The sequence below is a fragment of the Kitasatospora sp. NPDC057223 genome (genome assembly GCF_042669755.1).
In the GTDB taxonomy this organism is placed as follows: domain Bacteria; phylum Actinomycetota; class Actinomycetes; order Streptomycetales; family Streptomycetaceae; genus Kitasatospora.
Genome location: NZ_JBHUWW010000101.1, coordinates 12,377 through 32,991, shown reverse-complemented (window position 1 = coordinate 32,991; position 20,615 = coordinate 12,377). Strand labels below are relative to the sequence as shown.

Here is a 20,615-nt window from a genome sequence, read left to right as displayed (position 1 = left end):
GTGCGGCCCGGCCGCACCCCCGAGCACCGGAACATCCGGTCGAGTCGTCCGTGTGGAACAGGCCGGCTGCCGACGAGCCGGTGGTTCTCCGGCTTGGGGAGCCCGCCTCACCCATCCCCTCACCGGTCGCAGCCCTGCTGCTCGCGTACATCGCGGACCGCGGGAACATGAACACCGCCACCAACCAGGCATCGCGCTGGCTCTTCCCCGGCCGCCGGGCCGGCCAGCCAGCCCGCCCCGACCACCTGTCCGCGCTCCTGGGCGAGATCGTCGGCATCCCGGTCGCCGCTGCCCGCGGCGCCGCCCTCCGACAGCAGCTCCTCGAACTTCCCGCCCCCGTCGTCGCGGACGCCCTCGGCTACCACGGCAAGACCACCAGCCGACTCCTCCGAGAGAACGGCGGAACCAGGGGCCGATACGCCGCAGGCGACCACACCCGGGCACCAGCGGGCTGGACTCCTTGGGGAACCCACGGCAGTTGAAGGCGCGAGCCCACCAGTATCCGAAGGGCCAGTGGGCGCTGTCGGAAACCTGGCACCCGCCAGGGCGTCCGCCCTCTATACATAGGACAACGAGAACTCCACGCCCGGCTGCCCGCTGGGCAGGCCCGCACCGTGCGGGCCCCGACAGAACGGCGAGCAGCTGGTGCTGAACCTGGAAGAGCGCATCACCCGAGTCTGGCACCAGGAGGTCCGGCCGCTGGTCGCGGACGCCTACCGGTGCCACAGCACCGGCACCCCCCGGGCCGCCATCGTGGCCACCTGGACCGCAGTCTGCGCCGACATCATCCACAAGCTCTACCAGCTCGCCGAGGACGGCGACGGTACGGCCGCCGGGGTGGTCAGGAAGATCGAGTCGGCCCGCAGCAAGGCCGATGCCGAAGCGGTCAAGACGATGCAACAGGTGGAGAGCGGGCTCCTGCAGAACGCGCTCGACTTGGAGCTCGTTGACTTCATCGAGCACCGGCAGCTGGAGCGCCTGCAGCAGGACCGTAACCTATGCGCGCACCCCTCCCTGCGCCCGCTCGGGGACGTGTTCGTCCCGAGCGGCGAGTACGCGCGGGCCCACCTCGTGTCCGCGCTGGACGCCCTGCTGGTGCACCCGCCCACTCAGGGCCGCAAGGCGTTCGACCGGTACATCGCCCACGTGGGTGACCGCTCCTTCGTCGGCAACGCCGACTATCTGGTGCAGATGTTCGCCCAGCGGGTGAAGTCCAGTGCGTGGAAGCTGATCGTGGGCACCGCGGCCAAGCACGCCATGCTCGAACTGGCGGTACCCGAAGACAGCGGAATCTCCGCGGAGGTGGCCGCCAACCGGCATGCGCTCTGCTTGGTCGCCTTCGCCCAGCACGACCGCGACGCCGTGCGGGAGACCGTCGCCAAGGTGATGAGCAAGTTCAACGAGTTGTCCGTTGAGCAGCAGCTCAATGGAATCGGCCGCCTGGGCGCGTTCGACGTGTTCACGGAAGCGCTAGACGCGACGGTGTGCCAGCAGATCAACAGTTACGTCGAGCAGATGCCGATCTCCGCCTCGAAGGTGTCCATGGCGAACGTGATCGCGGTCGCCCTGGTCAGGTTCGACGCGGTCCGGGCCCGCATCCCTGCCCTGTCCGGAGCGTTTGCCAAACTCGACCCGAGCGTCAAGTCTTTGCTCGTCAGGTCGTACCCCTGCGCCTACTTCGCTGGCGTCGTGGCGGAGATCTTGATCGAGGCTGGCAGCTACCGCAGCGCCGAGGAGCTCACCGAGGGGACCGTGATTCCCGTCGCCCGTTTCATCCAGCCCGAGCAACTGGAGGACATTCTGACCGCCTGGGCCGAGAACCCGCAGTGCCGGGAGGCGGCGAAGATGCCCGAACTCGCGGCGCTCTTGTGGACGCAGGCCCCTCAGCTCCACGGCCACCCGGCCTGGACCGAGTTCGTGAAGCGAGTCCGGGGGGCCGCACTCACGGACTGGTACAAGTACGACGCACTGGCAGGTCAGATCGGCTTTCAGGAAGCCGAGCAGTCCTGAACTACCCGATACCGTAGAGGACTTCGCTATGATTCGCAGCCCCCAGGCCCGCGTCCTCGGCTGTACTCAGGCTAGAGCCGGGTGTCCAGCTGTCGGGAAGCCGGCAGCAGTGCTGGAGTGTGCCGCAGCATACGGCTACGACGTGGAGCGCCACTCAATTCGGGACTCTTCGCTGTCGCCATCCGTTCCGTGCAGTGCTCCGGCGACCGGCATCTCTGCCACGAGACGGCAGGACCTGCCGCTCGCTACGTCATGCAGGGGCGGCATAGCCGTCACGCAATGTGACGAAAGCTCGGGTGTGACTCACGAATACGCGACACAGTGACATGCGAGCTCACCAGTCCCGAGGCCGGTTCCTCCGCCGCTCAGCCGATGGTGACCGACGCCGCGACGGCGCCGATCAGGAGCGCGGGGCCGAACGCGATGTCGGTCCCGCGCCGCTGTCCGGCGAGCATCAGCACCACGCCGTGCAGGAGGGCGAGCAGGAAGCCGGCGGCGATGCCCCAGTACACGGCCGTCCAGCTGTGCCAGCCGAGCAGCCCGGCCAGTGTCGGCGCGACCTTCACGTCCCCCAGGCCCAGCCCGGCGAACAGCGCGAGCAGCACGAACACCGCACCCACCACCGCGGCGGCCGCCGCCGCGCGCCCCAGTGCCGCCCACTCGCCGCCCGCGACCGCCGCCGCGCCCAGCAGAGCGGCCGCGCCGATCGCGGCGGCCGCCGTGAGGAGATCCGGCAGCCGCTTCACCGCCAGGTCGATCAGCACCAGGGCGCTCCCCACCAGGGCCAGCCACAGCTGCGCCGCCAGCAGCCAGCCGTCGGCGCCGCCCGCCACGACCCCGGCCAGGGCGAGCGCGGTCAGCGCCTCGGGCACCAGCGGCAGCGGACCGACAGCGCCCGGGCGGGCGTCCCCGGCCACGGCCGGGCCGGATGCGGTGGCGCCGAGCACCGCGACAGCCGGCCGCGCAGCGCACCGTGCGCAGCGTCGGTGGAGGACCAGTTGCAGGTAGGGGGCGGTTCCGGCGCGGAGCAGAGGGTTGTTGCAGGTCGGGCAAGAAGTGCGGAGGCCTTCGTCGGTGGTGTGGGCGAAGACGGCGGGGCGCACGAGGAAGGCGCCGGCGGTGAGTCCGGCGGCCGCGGTGAGGGCGATGGCGAGGGTGTGGGGCACGGGGTGGTCTCCGGGCGGATGACGGGCGGTGGCGGGTGGTGGGTGGCGGGTGGTGGGTGGCGGGTGGCGGGAGCGCGCGGGCCCGGCCGGGTGTACCGGCCGGCCCCGTGGCAGGGGTCAGCGGCGGTTGGCCGCTGCGCTGGTGGCGGTGAGCTTCTGGATGAGGGCTTCCGTCTTGTCGTCGACGTGGTCGAAGTCCATGTCGACGACCATCTGCCGGACCTGCTTGATGACCTCCTGCAGTCCGGTGTGGTTGCCGGCCCTGACCTCGATGCGCATCCAGTCCCGGAACAGGATCTCCGCGGCGGGTTCCACGTCGAGGCCGACGCTGATCGCGTGCCGGGCCGCGTCGATGTCGAGGACTTCGTCCTGGATGCGCTGGTAGGCGACGCTGTGGGCGACCTTCACGATCTTGGTCTTCATCGTCTGTACCAGTGGCGCGGCCCAGGTGTGCGCTCCGGCTCCGCCGAAGGGCCGTCCCCGGACCAGGCGCAGTGCGGCTTCGAGGTCGAGGACGCCGGCGGCCTCTCGTGGGAGTCCGCGTTCGGCGAGGTGCTCGAAGTTGGCGTAGTCGCAGGTGATCTCGTCGGAGATGGAGTACTGCTCGACGCCCTTGGGCTTGGTCCGCAGGTAGGGGACGCCGGTGCTGTCGACGCCGAGGCGCCGGCGCAGGCGGGACATGTGGGTGTCCATGGTGCTGGGCGTCCACGGGTTGACGGGGTCCATGTGGTTGGCGATGGCGCCGTAGTCCCGGTCGGACTTGAAGACGAGCAGCGCCGCGAGCAGGACGAGCCGCGGCTGGATGGGGGCGTCGTCGATGCCGGTGATTCGCAGCGGGCCCAGCACCTGTACCTGCGGAGCTGCGGGGCCGGTCGGGATGTCGCCCTCGCGGACGATGCTCACCCGGGGGCGCTCCTTCACACGGACGGGCGCGACAGGCTGCGAGGCGTCGCCGGGTGCACCGGCGTCCGGCGCGTTCTGCGCGGGCACCGGCAGGGAGTCCGGTGCCGTGGCCGGAGGGGAAGCGGGGTCGGGAGCAGGGTTGGAGGTCGGTTCGGTCTCTGCACCTGTCGTGGGTTCGGGCGCTCCGGCGGGGGAGGGCAGGAGCGAGAGGTGCGCCGGGGGCCCGGGGCGGTGCAGGGCGGAGGGGCCGAACTGCGGGGCGTCCGGGTCGGGGACCTGCCCCCACACGCCCTCGGCCGGGACGGGCGGCTGGACGGCGATCGTCAGCGTCGCGGTCAGCTGCCGGTACGCCTCGTCGGTGACGCGCTGGAGCACGACCTCACCGTCCAGCACCTCCAGCGGCTGCGCCTGCGTCACCAGCGAGGCGTCCAGCACCTGCGCGTCGGGGAACAGGGCCCGGGCGGGTCCGGCTGCCGGGATGACCGCGGCGATCCGCTGGCCGGCCGGGACCTTGCCCAGTACATCGGCGAACTCGTACAGCTCCTCGGGCGACGGGGTGCCCGCGCACACGACCATCCACGGCAGCGGCTCGATGCCGCCCTCGTGCTGCGCCTGGTGGACCTCGATGAGGACGCGTGCGAGGTCGGCGGTGGCGCCGGCGAGGTGGGGGACGAACATGACGCGGCACTGGGGGAGGAGTTGCTGCAGTTCCAGGCCGAATCCTGAGGTGATGACCTCGATGTGGTCGGCCCACAGTGCGGTGCCGGCTTCCATGGCGATGCCGCGGGCGACTTCGCGGACCTGCTGTTCGTCGCCGTCCAGGAGCAGGACGCCGTTCTGCGGGAGGTTGGTGAGGAGCAGGACGCCGTTGGGGTCGGTGCCGATGGTGGCGAGTCCGGGGTAGGGGGCGGGGACGTTGCGGGCCTCGTCGGTGCTCAGCAGGGTGGCGCGCTCACCCCTGAGGCCCCACCATCCGCGGGTTACCCCTGGCGCCTGACCTCCCCCTCGCCCTTCCCTGGCCCAGCTGGCTGCCGCCCCGCTGAACCTGGGGGCCGTGGGCGAGGCCTTGAGCCACTTCCTACACGCAGTCAGCTGCCTGCACGACTATGACCTGGACATCGCAGGGGTGCTGCACCGTTCACGCACCCGAGAACGGGCAACGCTCCTCGCGCGTCGGGACGATCAATGCTGGTGGTGCTCATCGCGCACCAAACTGGGCCGGGGGACAGCCAGCGCCAACAAACCGTTCGTTGAACCAGCAGCGTATTGACGAAGGTCGACGAGCCAAGCCGAACGTAGGGCAGGCTACGGTCATGAGACGAGCGAAGACACACGCACCTGCATCCCCACATCTGCTGGCAGAACGGCTGGGTGCGTGGACCACCGATCCGCGTGCGGTTGCTGATCTTCGCCGCTACTACGGAGCCGCCCTCGTGCCTGCTGCTGCACCGTTCACGGGGAGCCGGTTCGAGTTTCTGGGCGGCGGGGGAGACCGGCCCGAGTACGCCGACCGGATCATGGCCGAGGACCTGATCGCGGTGCAGACCTTGTCGGTCACTGTCCCCGTACCCGTCGCGCTCGAGCTCTTGGAAGGCGGCCTCGGCACACGGCTGGCCAGCCTGCTGCACGCGATCCCCACCGGTATCGACATGGCTGATGCCGATGTGTCCGATCTGGCCCCAGGGTCGCCAGCCGACCAGGCATGGAACCTCCTCGAATCTCAGCACGACGTTGGCTGGGTGATCGCAGGGAAGGTCTTGGCTCGTAAGCGCCCGCAGTTGCTACCCGTCTACGACAGGGTGGTGCGCTGTGCTCTGGGTCACCCTCGCCCGTTCTGGCTGGGCCTTCACGCCGCGCTGCGCGAGGACGACGGTGCACTGCACCGCCAGTTGCTCGAGCTGCGGCAGATCGCCGGTCTGCCGGACACGGTCAGTGCGCTGCGGGTGGCTGACGTGGCGGTGTGGATGGGGCACAGGGCGCAGGGGCACGACTGCCCTCGCTGATGTCAGCAGCAGCATGCTGAATGAGAATCACAGGCTTTACCAACCGCTGCTGCGGTGTACGTGACGTTCGCAGGACCTGGTCCGTTCTCGACCGTGGCCAGGGCCTCGACGAGACCCTCGCCGAAGCCTCCGAGGCCGGCGAGGAAGTGTATGACCAGCTCGTACAGATCACCCGTGCCCGCATCAGCACTGCCGTCGCCGGCACTGGCCTCCTCCCGGTCTGGTTCACCAACGCGCTCGGTCCGATGCCACCGAACGGCACCAGGTACCTGCCCACCGCGCGCAGCAGCTCGTCGTCCACGCCGTCCAGCACGCCCTGCCCGTGATCCTCTCGGCCCGGGTGCCCCCCCGCGCAGTGCTCCACCCTGTGGGCGATCCGGGTCGGCCACGGCTCCGCACCTGTAGTCGAGCTCGCCTTCCCGCCCAGCTACGCGCTACGGGCCCCGCTCCCGTCGTCCCTGGCATCAACCCTGACATCACCGCCGCCCTTCGGCGCAGCGCCGCCATCGCCGGCCTGCCCGTCGCCGAGCGTGGCGGCGACCCGGGTATCGTCCTGCGCCCCTGTCCGCCTCTGGACTTCGACGACGACACCACCGGCATCCCCGATTCCGGCTGGAACCCCTGCTGGCGTCTCGCCGCCGTTTCTGGCCGGGCCGCCTGGAACCTGCGTGGATCCGTCGAGTCCGTGATGCGCCCGGCGCTCGCTACGGCGCTGAGGGCGTGCGGCCTTGAGGTGTGGTGGTGCAAGCCGGTGTGCCTCCCTGTCCAGCTACGCGCCTACGGGTCTGGTGTGAGCGGACACGCTGAAACTCTCTCTGGCGGTCGCCTGAATGCCTCGTGGGCGGACATTTGATCTCCCTGTTCGGCGTGGCTGAAACAGAACTCGCTACGGGGCTGCGGGAAGGCTTTGCCTCCATGACCTCCGAGCGTTGATCCCGCGCGGGCCCTTCATCTGGGGGCTGCCCTGCTCCGACGCGCCGCCGCCCGCGTCCGGGGCCTGGCCTCCCGCCGCTGACCCCGATCACTGCCGTCGTGGTGAAGGCATCCGACGGGGTGGCCGAGCAGCACCTCGCCGACCCGTCCGCACAGGACCGGTCGGGGTAAGCCCGGTCCTGGTTCCTGGCGACAGCCGCCGCGGTGGCGCGTGGCAATGCCGTCCCGCTGGGGGCCCGGTCGGGCTGCCAGTGATGCTCAGCGGGTGTTGCGTGAACGGGACTGGCTTGCGGACTGCCCGCTGACCGCAACCGTCGACCTGCAGGCCCAGCTCCTTGGACGGAGCGGTGGTGAGCCCCGGTCGCAGCCGGCTCCGGAGCCGCCCGTGGGGCCGGTGGGTGGGTTCACTGCCTACCGGCCCTTCGGCTTTTGGGTCCGTTCCGGAGCCGGCTGGAGTCCTGGGGGGCGTCGTCGTCTCGGAGGGCAGTGCGTGTTTTCGAATCCGCGTTCCCGATGCTGGGAGAGGGTCATGCCGTGGCGGGTTCGAGCGTGTTCAGTCCGGCCTCGATGAGTCGGGCGGCGCGTGCGACGTCGGCGGTGATCGCTTGGTGGAGTTGGGCGGGAGTGAGGTCGCGTCCGAGGTGCCGGCGCAGGGCCTGGAACTGGACGGGCCACAGTCCCAGGAGGGCGGTCGCGGCGATCTGGGGTTCGGGGTCGTCCGGGTTCATGCCGGTGCGCTCGGCCAGGATCTCGGTGGCCGCGGCGATCAGCCGGTCGGCCATGTCGCGCTGGTAGGCGCGCAGGGACGGGGCCGAGCGAATAAGTATCCCGAAGCGCACCAGCGCGGCTTTCGCCTGGATCGGGTCGGCCTGGGCGGCGATCCAGGACGTCAGGCCCTGCAGTTCCCGGGCGAGGATCGTGCGTGCCGCCTCGACCGGTGGCAGTCCCGGATCGGCCAGCGTCGTGCGCAAGGACTCCAGGGTGGCCTCGCCCAGGTCCAGGACGAGTGATTCCTTGGTGGGGAAGTAGTTGAAGACTGTCTTTTCCGACACCCCGCAGGCCTCGGCGATCTCGGCGACGCGGACGGCGTCGAAGCCCCGCTCCATGAACATCTCGGTTGCCGTGTCGGACAGTTGCTGACGCATCAGCCGCTTCTTCCGCTCCCGTAGGCCCTCGGCTGCGGGCTCCTGGGCCCGGGGGCGCAGGGTCGTCCAGTCCACAGTGCGCATGCTCATGGTCGAAGCATAGTCCAGCCGCCATATTTTTTCTGCTACAGTAAATTTTCAGCTGCCGTAAAAATAGCATCTGGCCACCTACGTCGCTGAGGAGCGTCCCATGAGTGAGATCCACATCGTCCGCGACTACCCGCACTCCCCGGAGCGGGTCTGGCGCGCGGTCACCGACCCGGAGCTGATCCCGTTGTGGACCGCGACCGGAGCCGGCGCGCGCCCGGAGGGCTTCGCGGCCACGGTCGGCACCCGGTTCAAGTTCGTCGCCAAGCCCAAGCCGGGCTGGAGCGGCGTGGTGGTGTGCGAGGTGCTGGAGGTGTGCGAGCCCTCGCTGCTGCGCTACTCGTGGCAGGACGAGGGCGGCGGGGCGGTGACCGAGGTCGCCTACCGGATAGAGGCACGCGGCACCGGGACGCGCTTCATCTACGACCACACCGGCTTCACCGGCCCCGGCGGCTTCTTCATGGCCAGGATCCTGGGCAGTGTCCGCACCAAGATGCTCACCCAGGGCCTGACCGCAGTGCTCGACGACCTGCGCACCAAGTAGCTCATCGAGGGCCTGACCGCCGTCCTGGACGACATCGACGACCAGGGCAGCCGACGCCCGATCGTTGCTCTGCGGCCCGAGCAGCCCTTGCCCCGGGGGCCCACTGTGTGGGCCGCGTCGCGGCACTTCCGTGCGGCACCCATCTCCGCGCATGGGCTCGGGCAGGATCTCGGCCATGACCACGGCTGCGGTGACGGTGACCGGGTATCGGGCGGGCCAGTTGCGGCGCAGCTCGAACCGCTCGGCCAGGCACGCGCCGAGGGAGGTGCGGAAGTGAAGTGTGCCCACACCCGTAGGAAGCCACGCGAAGCGCGGTCCGGCGTGCTCGACCCGCTGACCGGCGGGGCACCCCTACGGGCCGCAAGTTCTGGGCTGCGGCTGCCCGCTCAGCGGAGTCGGCCACGCCGGGCGCGCAGCAGGCTCCTACGTCCGGGCGAGCAGGACCTCCGGCGGCTTCTCGCCCGGTCGGCGGGGGCGATCACGTTGCTGTAGTGGCGGTCCGGGGACAGGATCACCGGTGTTTGGAGTTCCCAGCAGAGCTCGGCGTTCATCATGTCGGTCACGCCGATGGCGTGCCCCTCGTAGCGGACCATCAGCTCCTTCTCCTGGCGCTGCAGATCGGTGGTGATGACCGGGGTCCGCCCGGTGCCCAGCTGGGGGAGGGCGTTGGGTCGCTTCACGGCCTCGATGGCGATCGGCTCGCTGACCTTCGCGGTGAGCAGGTAGTCGAGCTCGGCGAGGGCCATCGGGGAGGCCACCAGGATCTACAGGGCCCCCATGGACCGGTTGGGCGGCGGCGTGGTCGCGGTCGCGACGATCGAAGGCCGAGTACAGGACCGAGGTGTCTGTAACGGCCAGGAGGGAGCCGCTCGCCCCTCGGACCCGTCCCGGAAGGGGTCCTCCGGGCCGAGGTGCGGGGTGCTGAGTTCCTGAGCGTTCAGCTCACCGCTGTTGAACAGGCGCCAGTCCAGGTTGTTCGGGCCGGTCTGGATCGGGAGGACGCCGGCGGGGTGCTCGATCGCGGGCTCCTCCGGGGTATGTCCCAGAAGTTTGGCCAAGGCCGTGATCGCCTCGGCCGCCTCGCCGGTGACGACGACCTCGGCCCGGACGACAGACGGCTCGCCGGGGGGGTGTCGCTGCTGGTACGAGGAACTCGGCTCCTTATCGACGGCGTGTTGGGCCGACCTGGTAGGACCGGACCGCCGACGGGCGCAGTGGCTTCGGTCCCGCGGGCCAGACCTCCGGCCAGCCGTGTCCCGCGCACCCCGGCTGCCTGGTGCTCGGAAGGCCGGCTACCGGGCAGCCGGCCCGCGAATCTCCAGCGTGGCCCGGGCGGTGTGCCGCTGTCATCAGCGTGCCCAGAGTGCCTGGGCGGCACCGAGCGGGTCTACGGTGCCGCCCGCAAGCAGTTGGTGAACTCGTCGACTCGCCTCGTCCGCGGGCAGGTCGGTTCCCGGTCGTGCCGGACAACGCGCAACCGAGGATCGGGTCCCGGGTTTACCCGGTCAGGCCCGGCGCTCCGTCGGCTGGGCCCGCTGCCGCCGGGGCCGCCGATCAGTGCTAACGCGTCGATCCGGAACCCGCGTGGAAGGCCGCGCGGAATTCCGGTGGGTGGGGGCTGGAGGTTGCCGAGCCGCATGGCGGCGCCGTTCATCGCCTGGTTCCAGGTGAGGTCCGTGTGGGCGTCCCAGAGGTCCTGCGCGTGCCGGAGCAACACCGTGGGGCGGTCGCCCAGCAGACGGGCCGCGGTCTCCACCGACTCCTCGCGGGTCATCTTCGGAGAGTCCTCGTAGAGGGCATCGGCCAGGTCGGCGAGGATCTCGGAGATGAGGCGCTGAGCCGTGGTCAGGTTGCGTGTGCCCCTGCGGTATTGGGGCAGTTCGGTGGTCGTTTCGACAGTCACGGCGGTCACGATCCCACCGCGAGCTCGGGCCGGGTGGGTCGCGGGCGAAATCGAGCCATCCGGCGGGTTCTCCTGGAGAGTGGCTGCTCAAGGCCCGTAAACGAGATCCGCGCCGCCGTTGGCCTCGATCAGCGAGGACAGTGAACCGCTGCCGAAGGGCCAGCCGGTGGTGGCCACCTGCACCCAGCCGCTGCCTGACTCATCTGCTCTCGCGTCCCACCACCACCAGCTGCGGTCGTCGCCCATCCCTTCCTCGGTCGGGTCGAAGTAGTAGAGCCAGTCCGAGAGCGTCCACGGTCCCTGATCGACAGCCGCCCTCTGCTCCGGCGTCATCGCCCGCCACTGGCGTTGCCACGCCTCGGCATCGAAGGGCTCGCCATGTTCCGGCTCCTGGAACTCGGGCGCGCACCGCTGGATGAACCAAGGCGGCAGCAGACGCGGCCACAGCTCAAATGCCGGCCAGTCGGCCTGTACGACCACCTGCGTCAGGACCGCTCTCGCGTTGGCTATGACCCGGGTCGGATCCTCTGCAGTGAACCGGACGCGGACGAGAAACGGACGTAGTTGGTGGTCGTCCTGCCCTCCGGGGCCGTATCGAAGGCGCTGCAGCTCGCCGGTGATGATTTCCACAGTGAGGCAGTATCCACTGTCACCGGTCTCGCGGCATTCCAATATCGCTACCGTGCTTCGATGCCGAAGCTCACCGACAAGCCGAGCGGTGGCGTCCGGTACCTGGCGGTGCGGTGCCGGCAACGCGTCCAGTTCGTCGTAGCGGCCGTCGGTTCGGCTCTGGCCCGGGTGGATCCGACTGGGCAGGCCCCGCTCCGGGGGGCCTGCCGAGGATGCCGTAGAGCACCCTTTTCCCGGTCCCGGAAACCTGCCGCCCGGAATTCAGGAGGGGGCTGGCCCGTAAGGTCGGCAGGCATCGTATGCACAATTTGGAATATGCGGAACGGCGAAATGCAAGATAGACCGCACAGTCAATCATCATTGGTTGAGCCGCAAGGGCATGGATTAACAAGGTAAGTCAAGACTTACCTTCAAGGAATTTTGACCGTATGGTGTGGCTCGAATCGAAGGAGCCCACTGTTGTCGAAAACAAATGATCCCGCTGTGCGTGCGGTTGACTCGGAGCGGGATTATGTGTCCTCCTTGTACGAGTTGCTCACCGAGCGGCTTTCCGAGGCACACGTACACCGGGCGAGTGTGCTGAAGGCCCCAGCGGGCAGCGCCGGTGAGGTGTACGAGAGAGAAATCGCCGCCGAGCGTCTGGCCAAGGAGATCGGCCGGCTGGAGGGCGCAGAAAAGGGGCTGGTCTTCGGGCGCATCGACTGGACGGACGGCACGGCCCTGCGCATCGGACGGATCGGACTGCATACGGAGGAGGATGACCTGCCCCTGCTCGTGGACTGGCGCGCGAACGCGGCGCGGCCCTTCTACGAGGCGACACCGGCCCACCCGATGGACCTGCGGCGGCGCCGGCACCTGCGCCTGGCGGAGCGCACGGTCATCTCGGTGAGCGACGAACTGCTGGACGGGAGCGCCCCGACCGACGAGGACGTCGTGGGGGACGGTCCGTTGACCGAGGCCCTGTCGGCACGGCGTACGGGCAGGATGCAGGCGGCCGTCGCGACGCTGCAGGCCGAACAGGACGCGATCGTCCGCTCCGCCCACCGCGGGGTGACCGTGGTGCAGGGCGGACCTGGCACCGGCAAGACAGTGGTCGCCCTGCACCGGGCGGCCTACGTCCTGTACGCGTTCCCGCGCGCCGCGCAGGAAGGTGTCCTGGTGGTGGGCCCGAATACCCGGTTCCTCGACTACATCTCCCGGGTCCTTCCCTCGCTCGGAGAGAACGACGTCGTCCTGGCGACCTGCAGGGAACTGGCCGCGGTGTCCACCGACGGGGTGGACCCGTTTGACACGGCGCGTCTCAAGGGCGGCGCCGACCTCGCCGACGCCCTGGCCGGCCTGATGCGCGCCCACCAGGCCCCAGCCGGTGACTTCACGGTGCGGGTCGGACAGGAACTGGTCCGCCTGTCCGGAGAGGAAGTCGCAGCGGCACGGGACGCCGCGGTGGCAGCCGCACCGGGACACAATCCCGCACGTCAGGTGTTCGGGGAGCTCTTGGTGGATGCCGTCACCAACGCAGTGCAACGGGACATGGGCGACCTCCTGGAGCAGATCGACGCCGATGCCGCCAGGATGACGGGCATGGACCTCGACCGGTTCACGGGAGCCGCCCAGCGCCGGGCCGAAGGTGTGGTCGACTCGGGTCCGGCACACGAGCTGGACCTGGACGCCATCCGGGCCGATCTCCTCGACGACGCCGGCGTCGAACGGGCGGTCGAGGTACTGTGGCCGCGGCTGGCACCCGGTGACCTCGTGAAGGCACTCCTGACGGACCCCGGTGCCCTCGCCGAGTACCTGCCCCGCCTGACCGTGCAGGAGCGGTCCTTACTGCTGCGCGGTCAGGACGACCGGTGGACCGATGCCGACGTGCCGTTGCTGGACGAGGCGGCGTGCCTGCTCGACGGCCCACCCGAGCGGACGTACGGGCACGTCGTCGTGGACGAGGCGCAGGAACTGACCGCCATGCAGTGGCGGATGATCGTCCGGCGCTGCCCGGCGAGGGCGATGACGCTGGTGGGTGACTTCGCCCAGGCGGGCCCGGTCGCGACAGCACGCGACTGGGAAGAAGCGCTGAGCCCCCACGTCGGACAGCGGTTCGACCTGCACAACCTGACCGTCAGCTACCGCACCACCCAGGAGATCCTGGAGAGCGTTCGGGACCTGCTCCTACGGATCGCTCCGGACCAGGAGCCCGCACGCTCGCTACGAAGCGGTGAAAGCCCTCGCACCGTGACCACACCTCCGGACGGACTACTCACTGCTGTCGTTCAGGAACTCCGCGCCCAGAGCTCCGCACATCCGGACGAGCTTCTGGGAGTGATCTGCGCGGACACCAGGGTCAGTGAGCTGACGGCCCGGGGCATCGGGCACCACGCGCGCATCGTGCCGGCATCCGAAGCGCGCGGCCTGGAATTCGACGGGATCGTCGTTATGAACCCCGAGGAGATCAGCACGGCCCGCCCCTGGGGGGAAAGGGACTTGTACGTAGCCCTGACCCGGGCCACCAAGCGCCTCTGCACCATCTCCGTCCAGCCCGCCTGACGACTCGACGACTCGACGTCGCGGCGCCGCCACAGACGTCCTGGTGCCGCTCTGGCCAGCGGATCCTGGTTCACGCCAGTCGTTACGGGCCACGGATCCTCGTCGACTTCCAGGACATCCGGAAGGTCAACGACGCTTGCCGCGACGTTCACGCCTGCAACCGGCCGTCGTGGTCACGACCAGCACCGTGGCCAAAGCTACGGCGGCAATCTGTGGGAAGGTCGGCGGCCGGACGACTCGGAGATCGGTGACTGGGTCGTATGAAAGATCCTGGCCCGGGGACAGCGGCCCGGTGATGGATCTGATCGACGGGGCCCGTCTCCAAGGCCTTGCGGGACGGACTCCTGTCGTCCGGGGGACGGCTTGAGTCGCTGTACATGGGGCGACACGCCGGTGGGAAGGGCCAGCGACTGAGTCGCTTGTTGAGTCACTGGCCTTCAGTCGCTGGTTAAAACTGCAGGTCAAAGGCTCGGCGACCACCAAATAGCGACTGAAGCGACTCAAGGTCGGGATTATGATGACATTCGCGTGTGCGTGTGTGCGTGATAGACCCGTGCTTGAGTCGCTTCAGTCGCTATTCTGTTGCCTTCAGGGCTTTGACCTGCAGTTTTGTGGTTACGGACGAGGGTAGCGACTGAAGCTCCTCAGTCGCTGGGGGAGGCCTCGGTCGCTGCCGGGATGTGTTGCCCGCAGGGTGAGTGCCTGTCCTGCCCCCGACCGAGCGACAGCTCGGCTAGTCTTTGCTAGCCATATTGGAACTTGAGTCGCTTCGGTCGCTACCGTCAGCGTTGAATACTCTTGACCAGGCGTTTTCTGTTCAGCGACTGAACGAGGCACTGGCGGGACCGACGATGCCGACGCGTGGCCAGCCGCAGGACGGATCGGGAAACGCCGACGTGACGCCGCCTTTGGAGGAGAGCCTCCTCCGCCCCGCCCGGCCAGGGTCGCTGGCCGTCGCACGGTGGTGCGCGGCGCAGGGCTGGCCGGTGCACCCGCTGATCCCCGGAGGCAAAACCCCGCCGGGGAACTGCGTGGACTGTCAGCAACCCGGTCACCGGCCGGCCGCCTGTCCCTGCCGGAAGGCCGGACGCTGGTGCCACGGCTTCCACGCGGCCTCGACGGACAGTTCCCTCATCGAGCGCTGGTGGGGCGCCAACGCGGCTCTGGGAGTCGCTGTGGCATGCGGGCCGGCCGGCCTGGTCGTCATCGACATCGACGCCCACGACGATCCAGTTCCGGCGCGTGACCGGGTTCTCCCGGGGATCGCGATACACGACGGCGTCGACCTCACCGGCCTCGCCAACGGCTACCACACCCTCGCCCTGCTGGCAGCGCTACGGGGCCAGCCCGATCCGGCCGCCGACGAGTCGACCCTACGGGTACGAACCCCCGCGGGCGGCCTGCACCTCTGGTACCGCGCCCCCGCCGGCCGGAAGTTCCTCTGCTCCAGCGGATCCAGCACCGGCCGCGCCCTCGCCTGGCAGGTCGACATCCGGGCCCACGGCGGCTACATCATCGCCCCCGGCACTGCCACCGCCGCAGGCGTCTACGAGCCCGTCAGCGGCCCCCGTGAGCCCGCGCTGCTCCCGGACTGGCTCGCCCACGAACTCGGCCGCACGGGCCACGACGAAGCCCTCGCCGCTGCCCGCCCCGCTGCCCGGGAGATGCCCGCCAGAGGGCGGCAGGCCGTCCTTGCCGCCGGGGGCGGCCGCACCGCAGCCGATCGGCTGCTGCTGACCGCACTCAGCGAGGTGACCGCCTGCCAGCTGCTCGCCCAAGGCGCCGGATTCTCCGACAAGCTGAACCGTGCCGCGTTCACCGCCGGGGGCCTCACCGCCGCCGGCTATCTGGCAGAGGCCGAGGCGCAGCGAATGCTAACCGAGGCTGCCGCTGCCGCCCGCCCCGGGCAGGAACGCCGTGCAGCGCAGATCATTCGCAGCGGCCTGGCCGCTGGTGCACGCCGTCCGCTCCATCCCGAAGGACGTCCATGACCACCAGCGCGCCCGGAGAGGGAGGCTTCGACCCGGTGGCCGTCGCTCAGCAGATCCTCAACCCGCCCACGCCCGCACCTGTGCCACCGCAGACCACCGGACCCGGGCTGCCGCCCGGACAGGGCAGTTTGTTCGACCAACTGCCGCCTTCGGTCGCTCCAGTCGCTGCGGTCGCTGTCCCCGCCGCGGTCCCGGAGAGCGTCACCAGCAGCGGACTGCTGCCCGACTCTCTCTCCGACCGGGGCAACGCCAAACTGTTCGTCACCCTCTACGGCCGCGACTACCGCCACGTCCCCGGGCTCGGCTGGTACCAGTGGGCCGGACACCGCTGGCAGGCCGACGAGGACGACGCCGTCCTGTGGTCCGCCGGTGAGATGGCGGAGAGCATCGCCACCCACGACCCCCGGGGCATCCACACCAACGCCGAACTGCGCCGCCACCGCCGCCGGGCCCTGTCCACCTCCGGCATGAGTGCCATGCTCACGCAGGCCAAGGCAGCCCCCGGCATGGTCCTCAACGCCTCCCTGCTGGACGCCGACCCCTACGTGCTGTGTACCCCGGGCGGAGTCGTCGACCTGCGCACCGGCGCCATGGTCCCCCCTGACCCGGCGACCCAGCACCACTCCCGCTCCACCACCCTCGCCCCCCGGACCATGGCGACCCCCCGCTGGCAGCGCTTCCTCGACGACACCTTCGGTACCGACGGCGACGGCCGGCAGACTGCCGACTTCCTGCACCTGCTCCTCGGGTACTCCATCTCCGGTGACGTCGGCGCACAGGTGATGCCCTTCCTGTACGGGCAGGGCAAGAACGGCAAGTCCGTGCTGCTGGACGTCATGCTGCAGCTGCTCGGCGACTACGCGGACGCCGCCCCGCCCGGATTTCTCATGGCGAAGGCCTTCGACGGCCACCCCACCGACCTCGCCGAACTCCACGGCCGGCGCATCATCGTCTGCTCCGAACTGAAGCCCGGCGACCGCTTCGACGAGGCCCGGGTGAAACTCCTGACCGGCGGCGACAAGATCAAGGCCCGACGGATGCGCCAGGACTTCTTCTCCTTCGCCCCCACCCACAAACTGTGGCTGCTCGGCAACCACCGCCCCGAGGTCGGCACCGGAGGCTTCGCCTTCTGGCGCCGCATGCGCCTCATCCCCTTCGAGAAGGTCGTCCCCGAGGCCCGTAAGATCGACAACCTGGCGAACGTACTGGTCGCCGAGGAAGGCCCGGGCATCCTCGCCTGGCTCATCGACGGCGCCCGCCGCTACTTCGCCGGCGAGAAGGACCTCCTCGGCCCCCAGCGCGTCCAGGTCGCCACCAACGCCTACGCCGAGACGGAGGACCACGTGGGACGCTTCCTCACCGAAGCCTGCAAGCTCGATGAAGGCATGCGCGCCGAACAAGCCCAGCTCTTCGGCGCCTACACCCGCTGGTGCGGCTTCGAGGGAGCTAATCCGGTGTCCGCCCGGGCTTTCGCCGCCCGGGTGCGCGACACTCTGGGCATGGCCTCGCCCAAGGGCATGGTCCTGTCGAACTCCCGCAAGTACTACCCGGGCATCGGTCTGCTGGCCGATACCGACGCCGAGGAGCAGCAGTCGTGAGCGCCCTGATCGACCCGGCCGAGCTGGCCCACGAGACCGATCTCGTGTGGCTTGAGGACATCGATCCGCTCGACTACGTCCGCCAGTCCCTGGAGCGGCTGCCCTCCCGCCGAGGCCGACCTGCCTACCACCGGGACGGCCGGATGGTCGGCTACGCGATCCTGGGTCCCGACGCGAAGGCATCCCGGGCCTCCGGAACGTTCCGCCGCCGGGTCTTCTGGCTGCTGCCGCACGACCGGGACGAGCAGCCCGCCGGCCTCTACTCCACCGGAGCGCCGTCAGAGGCCATCGACCCCCGGACCGTGGCACCTCGAGTCAAGGGCTACAAGACGGAACGTTCGGAAGGCGGGCCTGCGTCGCCGGCGATGCTGGAACTGGGGATAACGCTTCCCAAAGCCTGATCCGCGGTCGGATCGGACCGGGCTAAGGAGAGGCACCAGGCGGGGGCGGGGTAGCTACTGCGTTCTGCGCGCCGCAAAGCCCGGGTGGCAGGGCTGTTCCGATGATTGCGGCATTGAGTCGCTTCGGTCGCTGTGGTTGCGGTGGCATCGCTTTGACCAGCACCTTTCGTACAGTGCGCGACTGGAGTCTCAGCGACTCAAGGCCCCTATGGACTGCCAAGCGACCGCGAACAGCTCGAGCGGGACATGGCCGCAGCCCTCGACTCCTCCCCGATCGGCGACCTCGCCGCCGTCGCCGAGGTCATCACCACCTACCGCCACCGACTCGTCCTAACGCACCAGCCCCGAAGCCATGGCCCCCCTCGCCGCCCCCTAGGCGGCCAACACTGGACCCCGCCGCCGACACCTTCACCCGAATCCGCGCCGCCGGCAGCAACCGGTGACCGACCAACCCGAACAGCAGCCCACGCCGCTGCACCTCTTCCTCTCCGACGCCACCGAAGCCGCCCTCGCCACCCTGCCCCCGGCGAGCTGGACGCGGTGGAGAAGCTGATCGAGCGCCTCTCCCCGCGCCCGCGGCTCGGCATCCCGGTGCCCGGCGGAACCGACCCCGAAGTCGACGACTACACCGCCCGCACCGACCCCGCCGCCGACTCCGGCGACCGCATCAGCATCGTCTTCCCTGTCAAGTCAGCATGTTGGGCTGAGCTTGTCCCGAGGGCGGGTGGCCCAAGCCGTGATCAGCAGGTATCTATGGCGCGGAGCCGCCCTCTGAAGCTGCAGTACTGACTTCGGCTTGTCAGGGTGACGTTGGGGGCGAGGGTCAGGCTGGTGCCGGCTATGAAGCCGTCCTCGGCTGATTCCGGAGCGGTCATCCAGTGCCGGAAATCCGCTGGCCACGGCCGCACCCGGCGGCCAGACTGCACCAGTGAACTCCCTGACCACTTCTCGTGGCCCACTCCGCCTGGCGCCGCCGGACCCACGCAGCGAGTTCCTCGTCCCCGACTTCGAGGACATGGAGGAGCTGATCGCCGAACTGATCGTGCCCGCGAACGCACCGATGGCCGTGATGAGCGCCCTGGGGACCAGCCGTGAACTGCTCCGGTTCTCCTTCTACCGGTACGAGTTCGCCACCGTCGCGGTCACCCACTCGCTGGTCGCGCTGGAGCTCGCCCTCACCGAGCGGCTGGCCGACCGCGGACCACTGCCGGACCTGGTCGAGCGGGCCGCGGCGGAGGGCCACCTCACGACGGACCTCGCCGGTGCACTGGACCGAGCGCTGGCGCTGCCCAGCGATCTCGCCAGGGGCGAGCGGACGAGCGCTGCGTGTCACCCCAGCGGCGCAGTCGCCAGCGTCCGGGCCGTCTTCGACGCGGTAGCCGCACTTCTCGGGCCAGTGGCGGAGCCAGCGGACCCGGACGATGACTCCCTGGTCCGGCTGCGGGACGAACACCGGCACATGCGGTTCCCGCCAGGCTTCCAGGCCGCGGAGCCGGCCGGGGTGGATCTGGTCGGCGTGGATCTCTGGGTGGCCGGCCTCGTCGACCGCGAGCTGAAGGACACCCTCGACGAGACCTGGACGGGCGAGCTCTGGGGCTCCATCAACGCCCTCGACAAGGCCATATCCCTGATGCACGAGCCCTACTGCGCTTCCTACTTCACCAAGCTACGGAGGTTGGCGATGGCCGTCGCCGAACGCCACGTCCCCGGGGCCGTCGGAATGCCGCGAGGGACCGGAGGCCCGGTCGAACGGGAGCCGGAGCAGGCGGACCGCGACGGCCGGGAGTCCCTGGTCTCGGCGTTCCCGCACGAGCTCGCCGCCGATGCCCGCGCCGTGCTCGCACTCCTCCCGAAGGCGAAGCACCGGTCTTGCACCTTCACGGTCCGGGTCGAAGCTGAGGACCTTGCCATCCCCTCGCGGATCTACCACGGCGAACTGCCATCCACTACGGTCGAGTCGCTCCCGCCTCAGCAGCGTCAGCTGTTGCACTGCCTCTACACCCGCCACCACGACGGCCGGGTCAGACAGCGCCACCTCGCGCAGCTCCTCACCTCCACGGCCCCGTGGGTGACGCCCTACACCGTGCAACTGCTCGGCGAGTACGTGCTGGAGATCCTGACCGATCTCCGGGACGGTTACCGGGAGTTGCTAGTGCCGGGATCTGAAGGCCACTCCGTGTACGGACAGTTCGTGGTGGACAATCCGGAGTTCTTCGCCCGCACCGAACGCCGCGTAGTGAGCTACTGGAACGAGTACCACCGCCGGTCCTGGTACACCGACTTCCGGGGCTACCCCGGCGGCACTGCGCTCGACCACCTGCGCGCCGCCGCCTCCGACCAGGCCCGCCGCCGCTGGCCCAACCACACGCCCGGCCGGTGCACCCGCCTGGACGGCTACTGCTGAACCATCGGAAGGGAGTTTGAGCCGGGCCGCCTGCCGCAACAGGTGTTCCCGCTCAGCCAGGTTGGGCGCCCGGCGGGCCGCCTCGGTCAGGCGGGTGGCGGTTGGCCAGCACACCGTGCAGTCCACAGCCGGTCAGCGGCCTGTGCCGGGCCGAAGTGGTGTGACGTTGGTTGCCTTGCCGCTGAGCACGTCGCGGAGCTCTTGGTTCTCGAGGATGAGCCTGGTGTTCTCCGCGAGGAACCCTTGCACGTCGGTTTTGAGCTGGGCGATCTCATCGTTCTTGTGACCTCGACCAATGGTTCGCCGCCCAGGCGAAGGCCCGCCGAAACCTCTTCGCCGGTGTCGACCAGGCCGTC

The 20,615-nt window shown here is 69.7% G+C and carries 16 protein-coding genes and 1 pseudogene; 11 read left to right on the top strand and 6 right to left on the bottom strand.

Annotated elements, in window-relative coordinates; genetic code table 11:
* Both ACFUK0_RS28950 and ACFUK0_RS28945 read left to right on the top strand, forming a co-directional pair.
* Positions 1–482 (top strand): annotated as a pseudogene (locus tag ACFUK0_RS28950) (hypothetical protein); the annotation flags it as partial.
* 163 nt (positions 483–645) lie between these two features.
* Positions 646–2,010: a hypothetical protein gene (locus ACFUK0_RS28945; protein WP_380255351.1), complete on the top strand. Its 1,365-nt coding sequence runs from the start codon at positions 646–648 to the stop codon at positions 2,008–2,010.
* A 365-nt stretch (positions 2,011–2,375) separates the two neighbouring features.
* Here ACFUK0_RS28945 and ACFUK0_RS28940 read toward each other — a convergent pair whose 3' ends face one another.
* Together ACFUK0_RS28940 and ACFUK0_RS28935 are read right to left on the bottom strand one after the other, a co-directional pair.
* Positions 2,376–3,176 (bottom strand): prepilin peptidase, encoded by an 801-nt coding sequence (locus tag ACFUK0_RS28940; protein ID WP_380255349.1) that lies wholly within the window; start codon positions 3,174–3,176, stop codon positions 2,376–2,378.
* A 117-nt stretch (positions 3,177–3,293) separates the two neighbouring features.
* Positions 3,294–4,853 carry a bacterial transcriptional activator domain-containing protein gene (locus ACFUK0_RS28935; RefSeq protein ID WP_380255347.1) on the bottom strand — a complete coding sequence of 520 codons (1,560 nt, stop codon included), beginning with the start codon at positions 4,851–4,853 and terminating at the stop codon, positions 3,294–3,296.
* A 539-nt stretch (positions 4,854–5,392) separates the two neighbouring features.
* Here ACFUK0_RS28935 and ACFUK0_RS28930 point away from each other — a divergent pair.
* Both ACFUK0_RS28930 and ACFUK0_RS28925 read left to right on the top strand, forming a co-directional pair.
* On the top strand, positions 5,393–6,082 hold the full coding sequence (locus ACFUK0_RS28930) for a DUF6308 family protein (RefSeq protein ID WP_380255345.1): 690 nt from the start codon (positions 5,393–5,395) through the stop codon (positions 6,080–6,082).
* A 20-nt stretch (positions 6,083–6,102) separates the two neighbouring features.
* Positions 6,103–6,408 (top strand): hypothetical protein, encoded by a 306-nt coding sequence (locus tag ACFUK0_RS28925; protein ID WP_380255344.1) that lies wholly within the window; start codon positions 6,103–6,105, stop codon positions 6,406–6,408.
* Between the two features lie 1,134 nt (positions 6,409–7,542).
* Here ACFUK0_RS28925 and ACFUK0_RS28920 read toward each other — a convergent pair.
* Positions 7,543–8,250, bottom strand: coding sequence for a TetR family transcriptional regulator (locus tag ACFUK0_RS28920; protein ID WP_380255342.1), 708 nt, complete (start codon positions 8,248–8,250; stop codon positions 7,543–7,545).
* Between the two features lie 100 nt (positions 8,251–8,350).
* Here ACFUK0_RS28920 and ACFUK0_RS28915 point away from each other — a divergent pair, with 100 nt between their 5' ends.
* Entirely contained in the window at positions 8,351–8,791 is a 441-nt protein-coding gene (locus ACFUK0_RS28915) for an SRPBCC domain-containing protein (protein ID WP_380255340.1), read from the top strand.
* 386 nt (positions 8,792–9,177) lie between these two features.
* Here the strand turns inward: ACFUK0_RS28915 and ACFUK0_RS28910 are convergent, their stop codons facing one another.
* From ACFUK0_RS28910 to ACFUK0_RS28900, 3 genes are all read right to left on the bottom strand, one after another.
* Entirely contained in the window at positions 9,178–9,537 is a 360-nt protein-coding gene (locus ACFUK0_RS28910) for a hypothetical protein (RefSeq protein ID WP_380255338.1), read from the bottom strand.
* Positions 9,538–10,178: 641 nt separating this feature from the next.
* Positions 10,179–10,703: a hypothetical protein gene (locus ACFUK0_RS28905; RefSeq protein ID WP_380255337.1), complete on the bottom strand. Its 525-nt coding sequence runs from the start codon at positions 10,701–10,703 to the stop codon at positions 10,179–10,181.
* A gap of 78 nt (positions 10,704–10,781) precedes the next feature.
* Positions 10,782–11,324 (bottom strand): hypothetical protein, encoded by a 543-nt coding sequence (locus tag ACFUK0_RS28900; protein WP_380255335.1) that lies wholly within the window; start codon positions 11,322–11,324, stop codon positions 10,782–10,784.
* 513 nt (positions 11,325–11,837) lie between these two features.
* Between ACFUK0_RS28900 and ACFUK0_RS28895 the strand changes: the two genes are divergently transcribed.
* The 6 genes from ACFUK0_RS28895 (at position 11,838) to ACFUK0_RS28870 (ending at position 20,259) form a co-directional block, all read left to right on the top strand.
* Positions 11,838–13,865 carry a HelD family protein gene (locus ACFUK0_RS28895; protein ID WP_380255356.1) on the top strand — a complete coding sequence of 676 codons (2,028 nt, stop codon included), beginning with the start codon at positions 11,838–11,840 and terminating at the stop codon, positions 13,863–13,865.
* Positions 13,866–14,851: 986 nt separating this feature from the next.
* Complete coding sequence (locus ACFUK0_RS28890; protein ID WP_380255353.1) at positions 14,852–15,856, top strand: bifunctional DNA primase/polymerase; 1,005 nt, start codon at positions 14,852–14,854, stop codon at positions 15,854–15,856.
* A complete protein-coding gene (locus ACFUK0_RS28885) occupies positions 15,853–17,454 on the top strand; it encodes a phage/plasmid primase, P4 family (protein WP_380255333.1) in 1,602 nt (533 codons plus the stop codon). Before ACFUK0_RS28890 ends, ACFUK0_RS28885 begins: the two co-directional genes overlap by 4 nt.
* Positions 17,451–17,855 (top strand): DUF6009 family protein, encoded by a 405-nt coding sequence (locus ACFUK0_RS28880; protein WP_380255331.1) that lies wholly within the window; start codon positions 17,451–17,453, stop codon positions 17,853–17,855. The genes ACFUK0_RS28885 and ACFUK0_RS28880 overlap by 4 nt, the downstream gene beginning before the upstream one ends.
* Positions 17,856–18,395: 540 nt before the next feature.
* Positions 18,396–18,644, top strand: coding sequence for a hypothetical protein (locus ACFUK0_RS28875; RefSeq protein WP_380255329.1), 249 nt, complete (start codon positions 18,396–18,398; stop codon positions 18,642–18,644).
* A gap of 139 nt (positions 18,645–18,783) precedes the next feature.
* A complete protein-coding gene (locus ACFUK0_RS28870; protein WP_380255327.1) occupies positions 18,784–20,259 on the top strand; it encodes a hypothetical protein in 1,476 nt (491 codons plus the stop codon).
* The last annotated feature ends 356 nt before the right edge of the window (positions 20,260–20,615 follow it).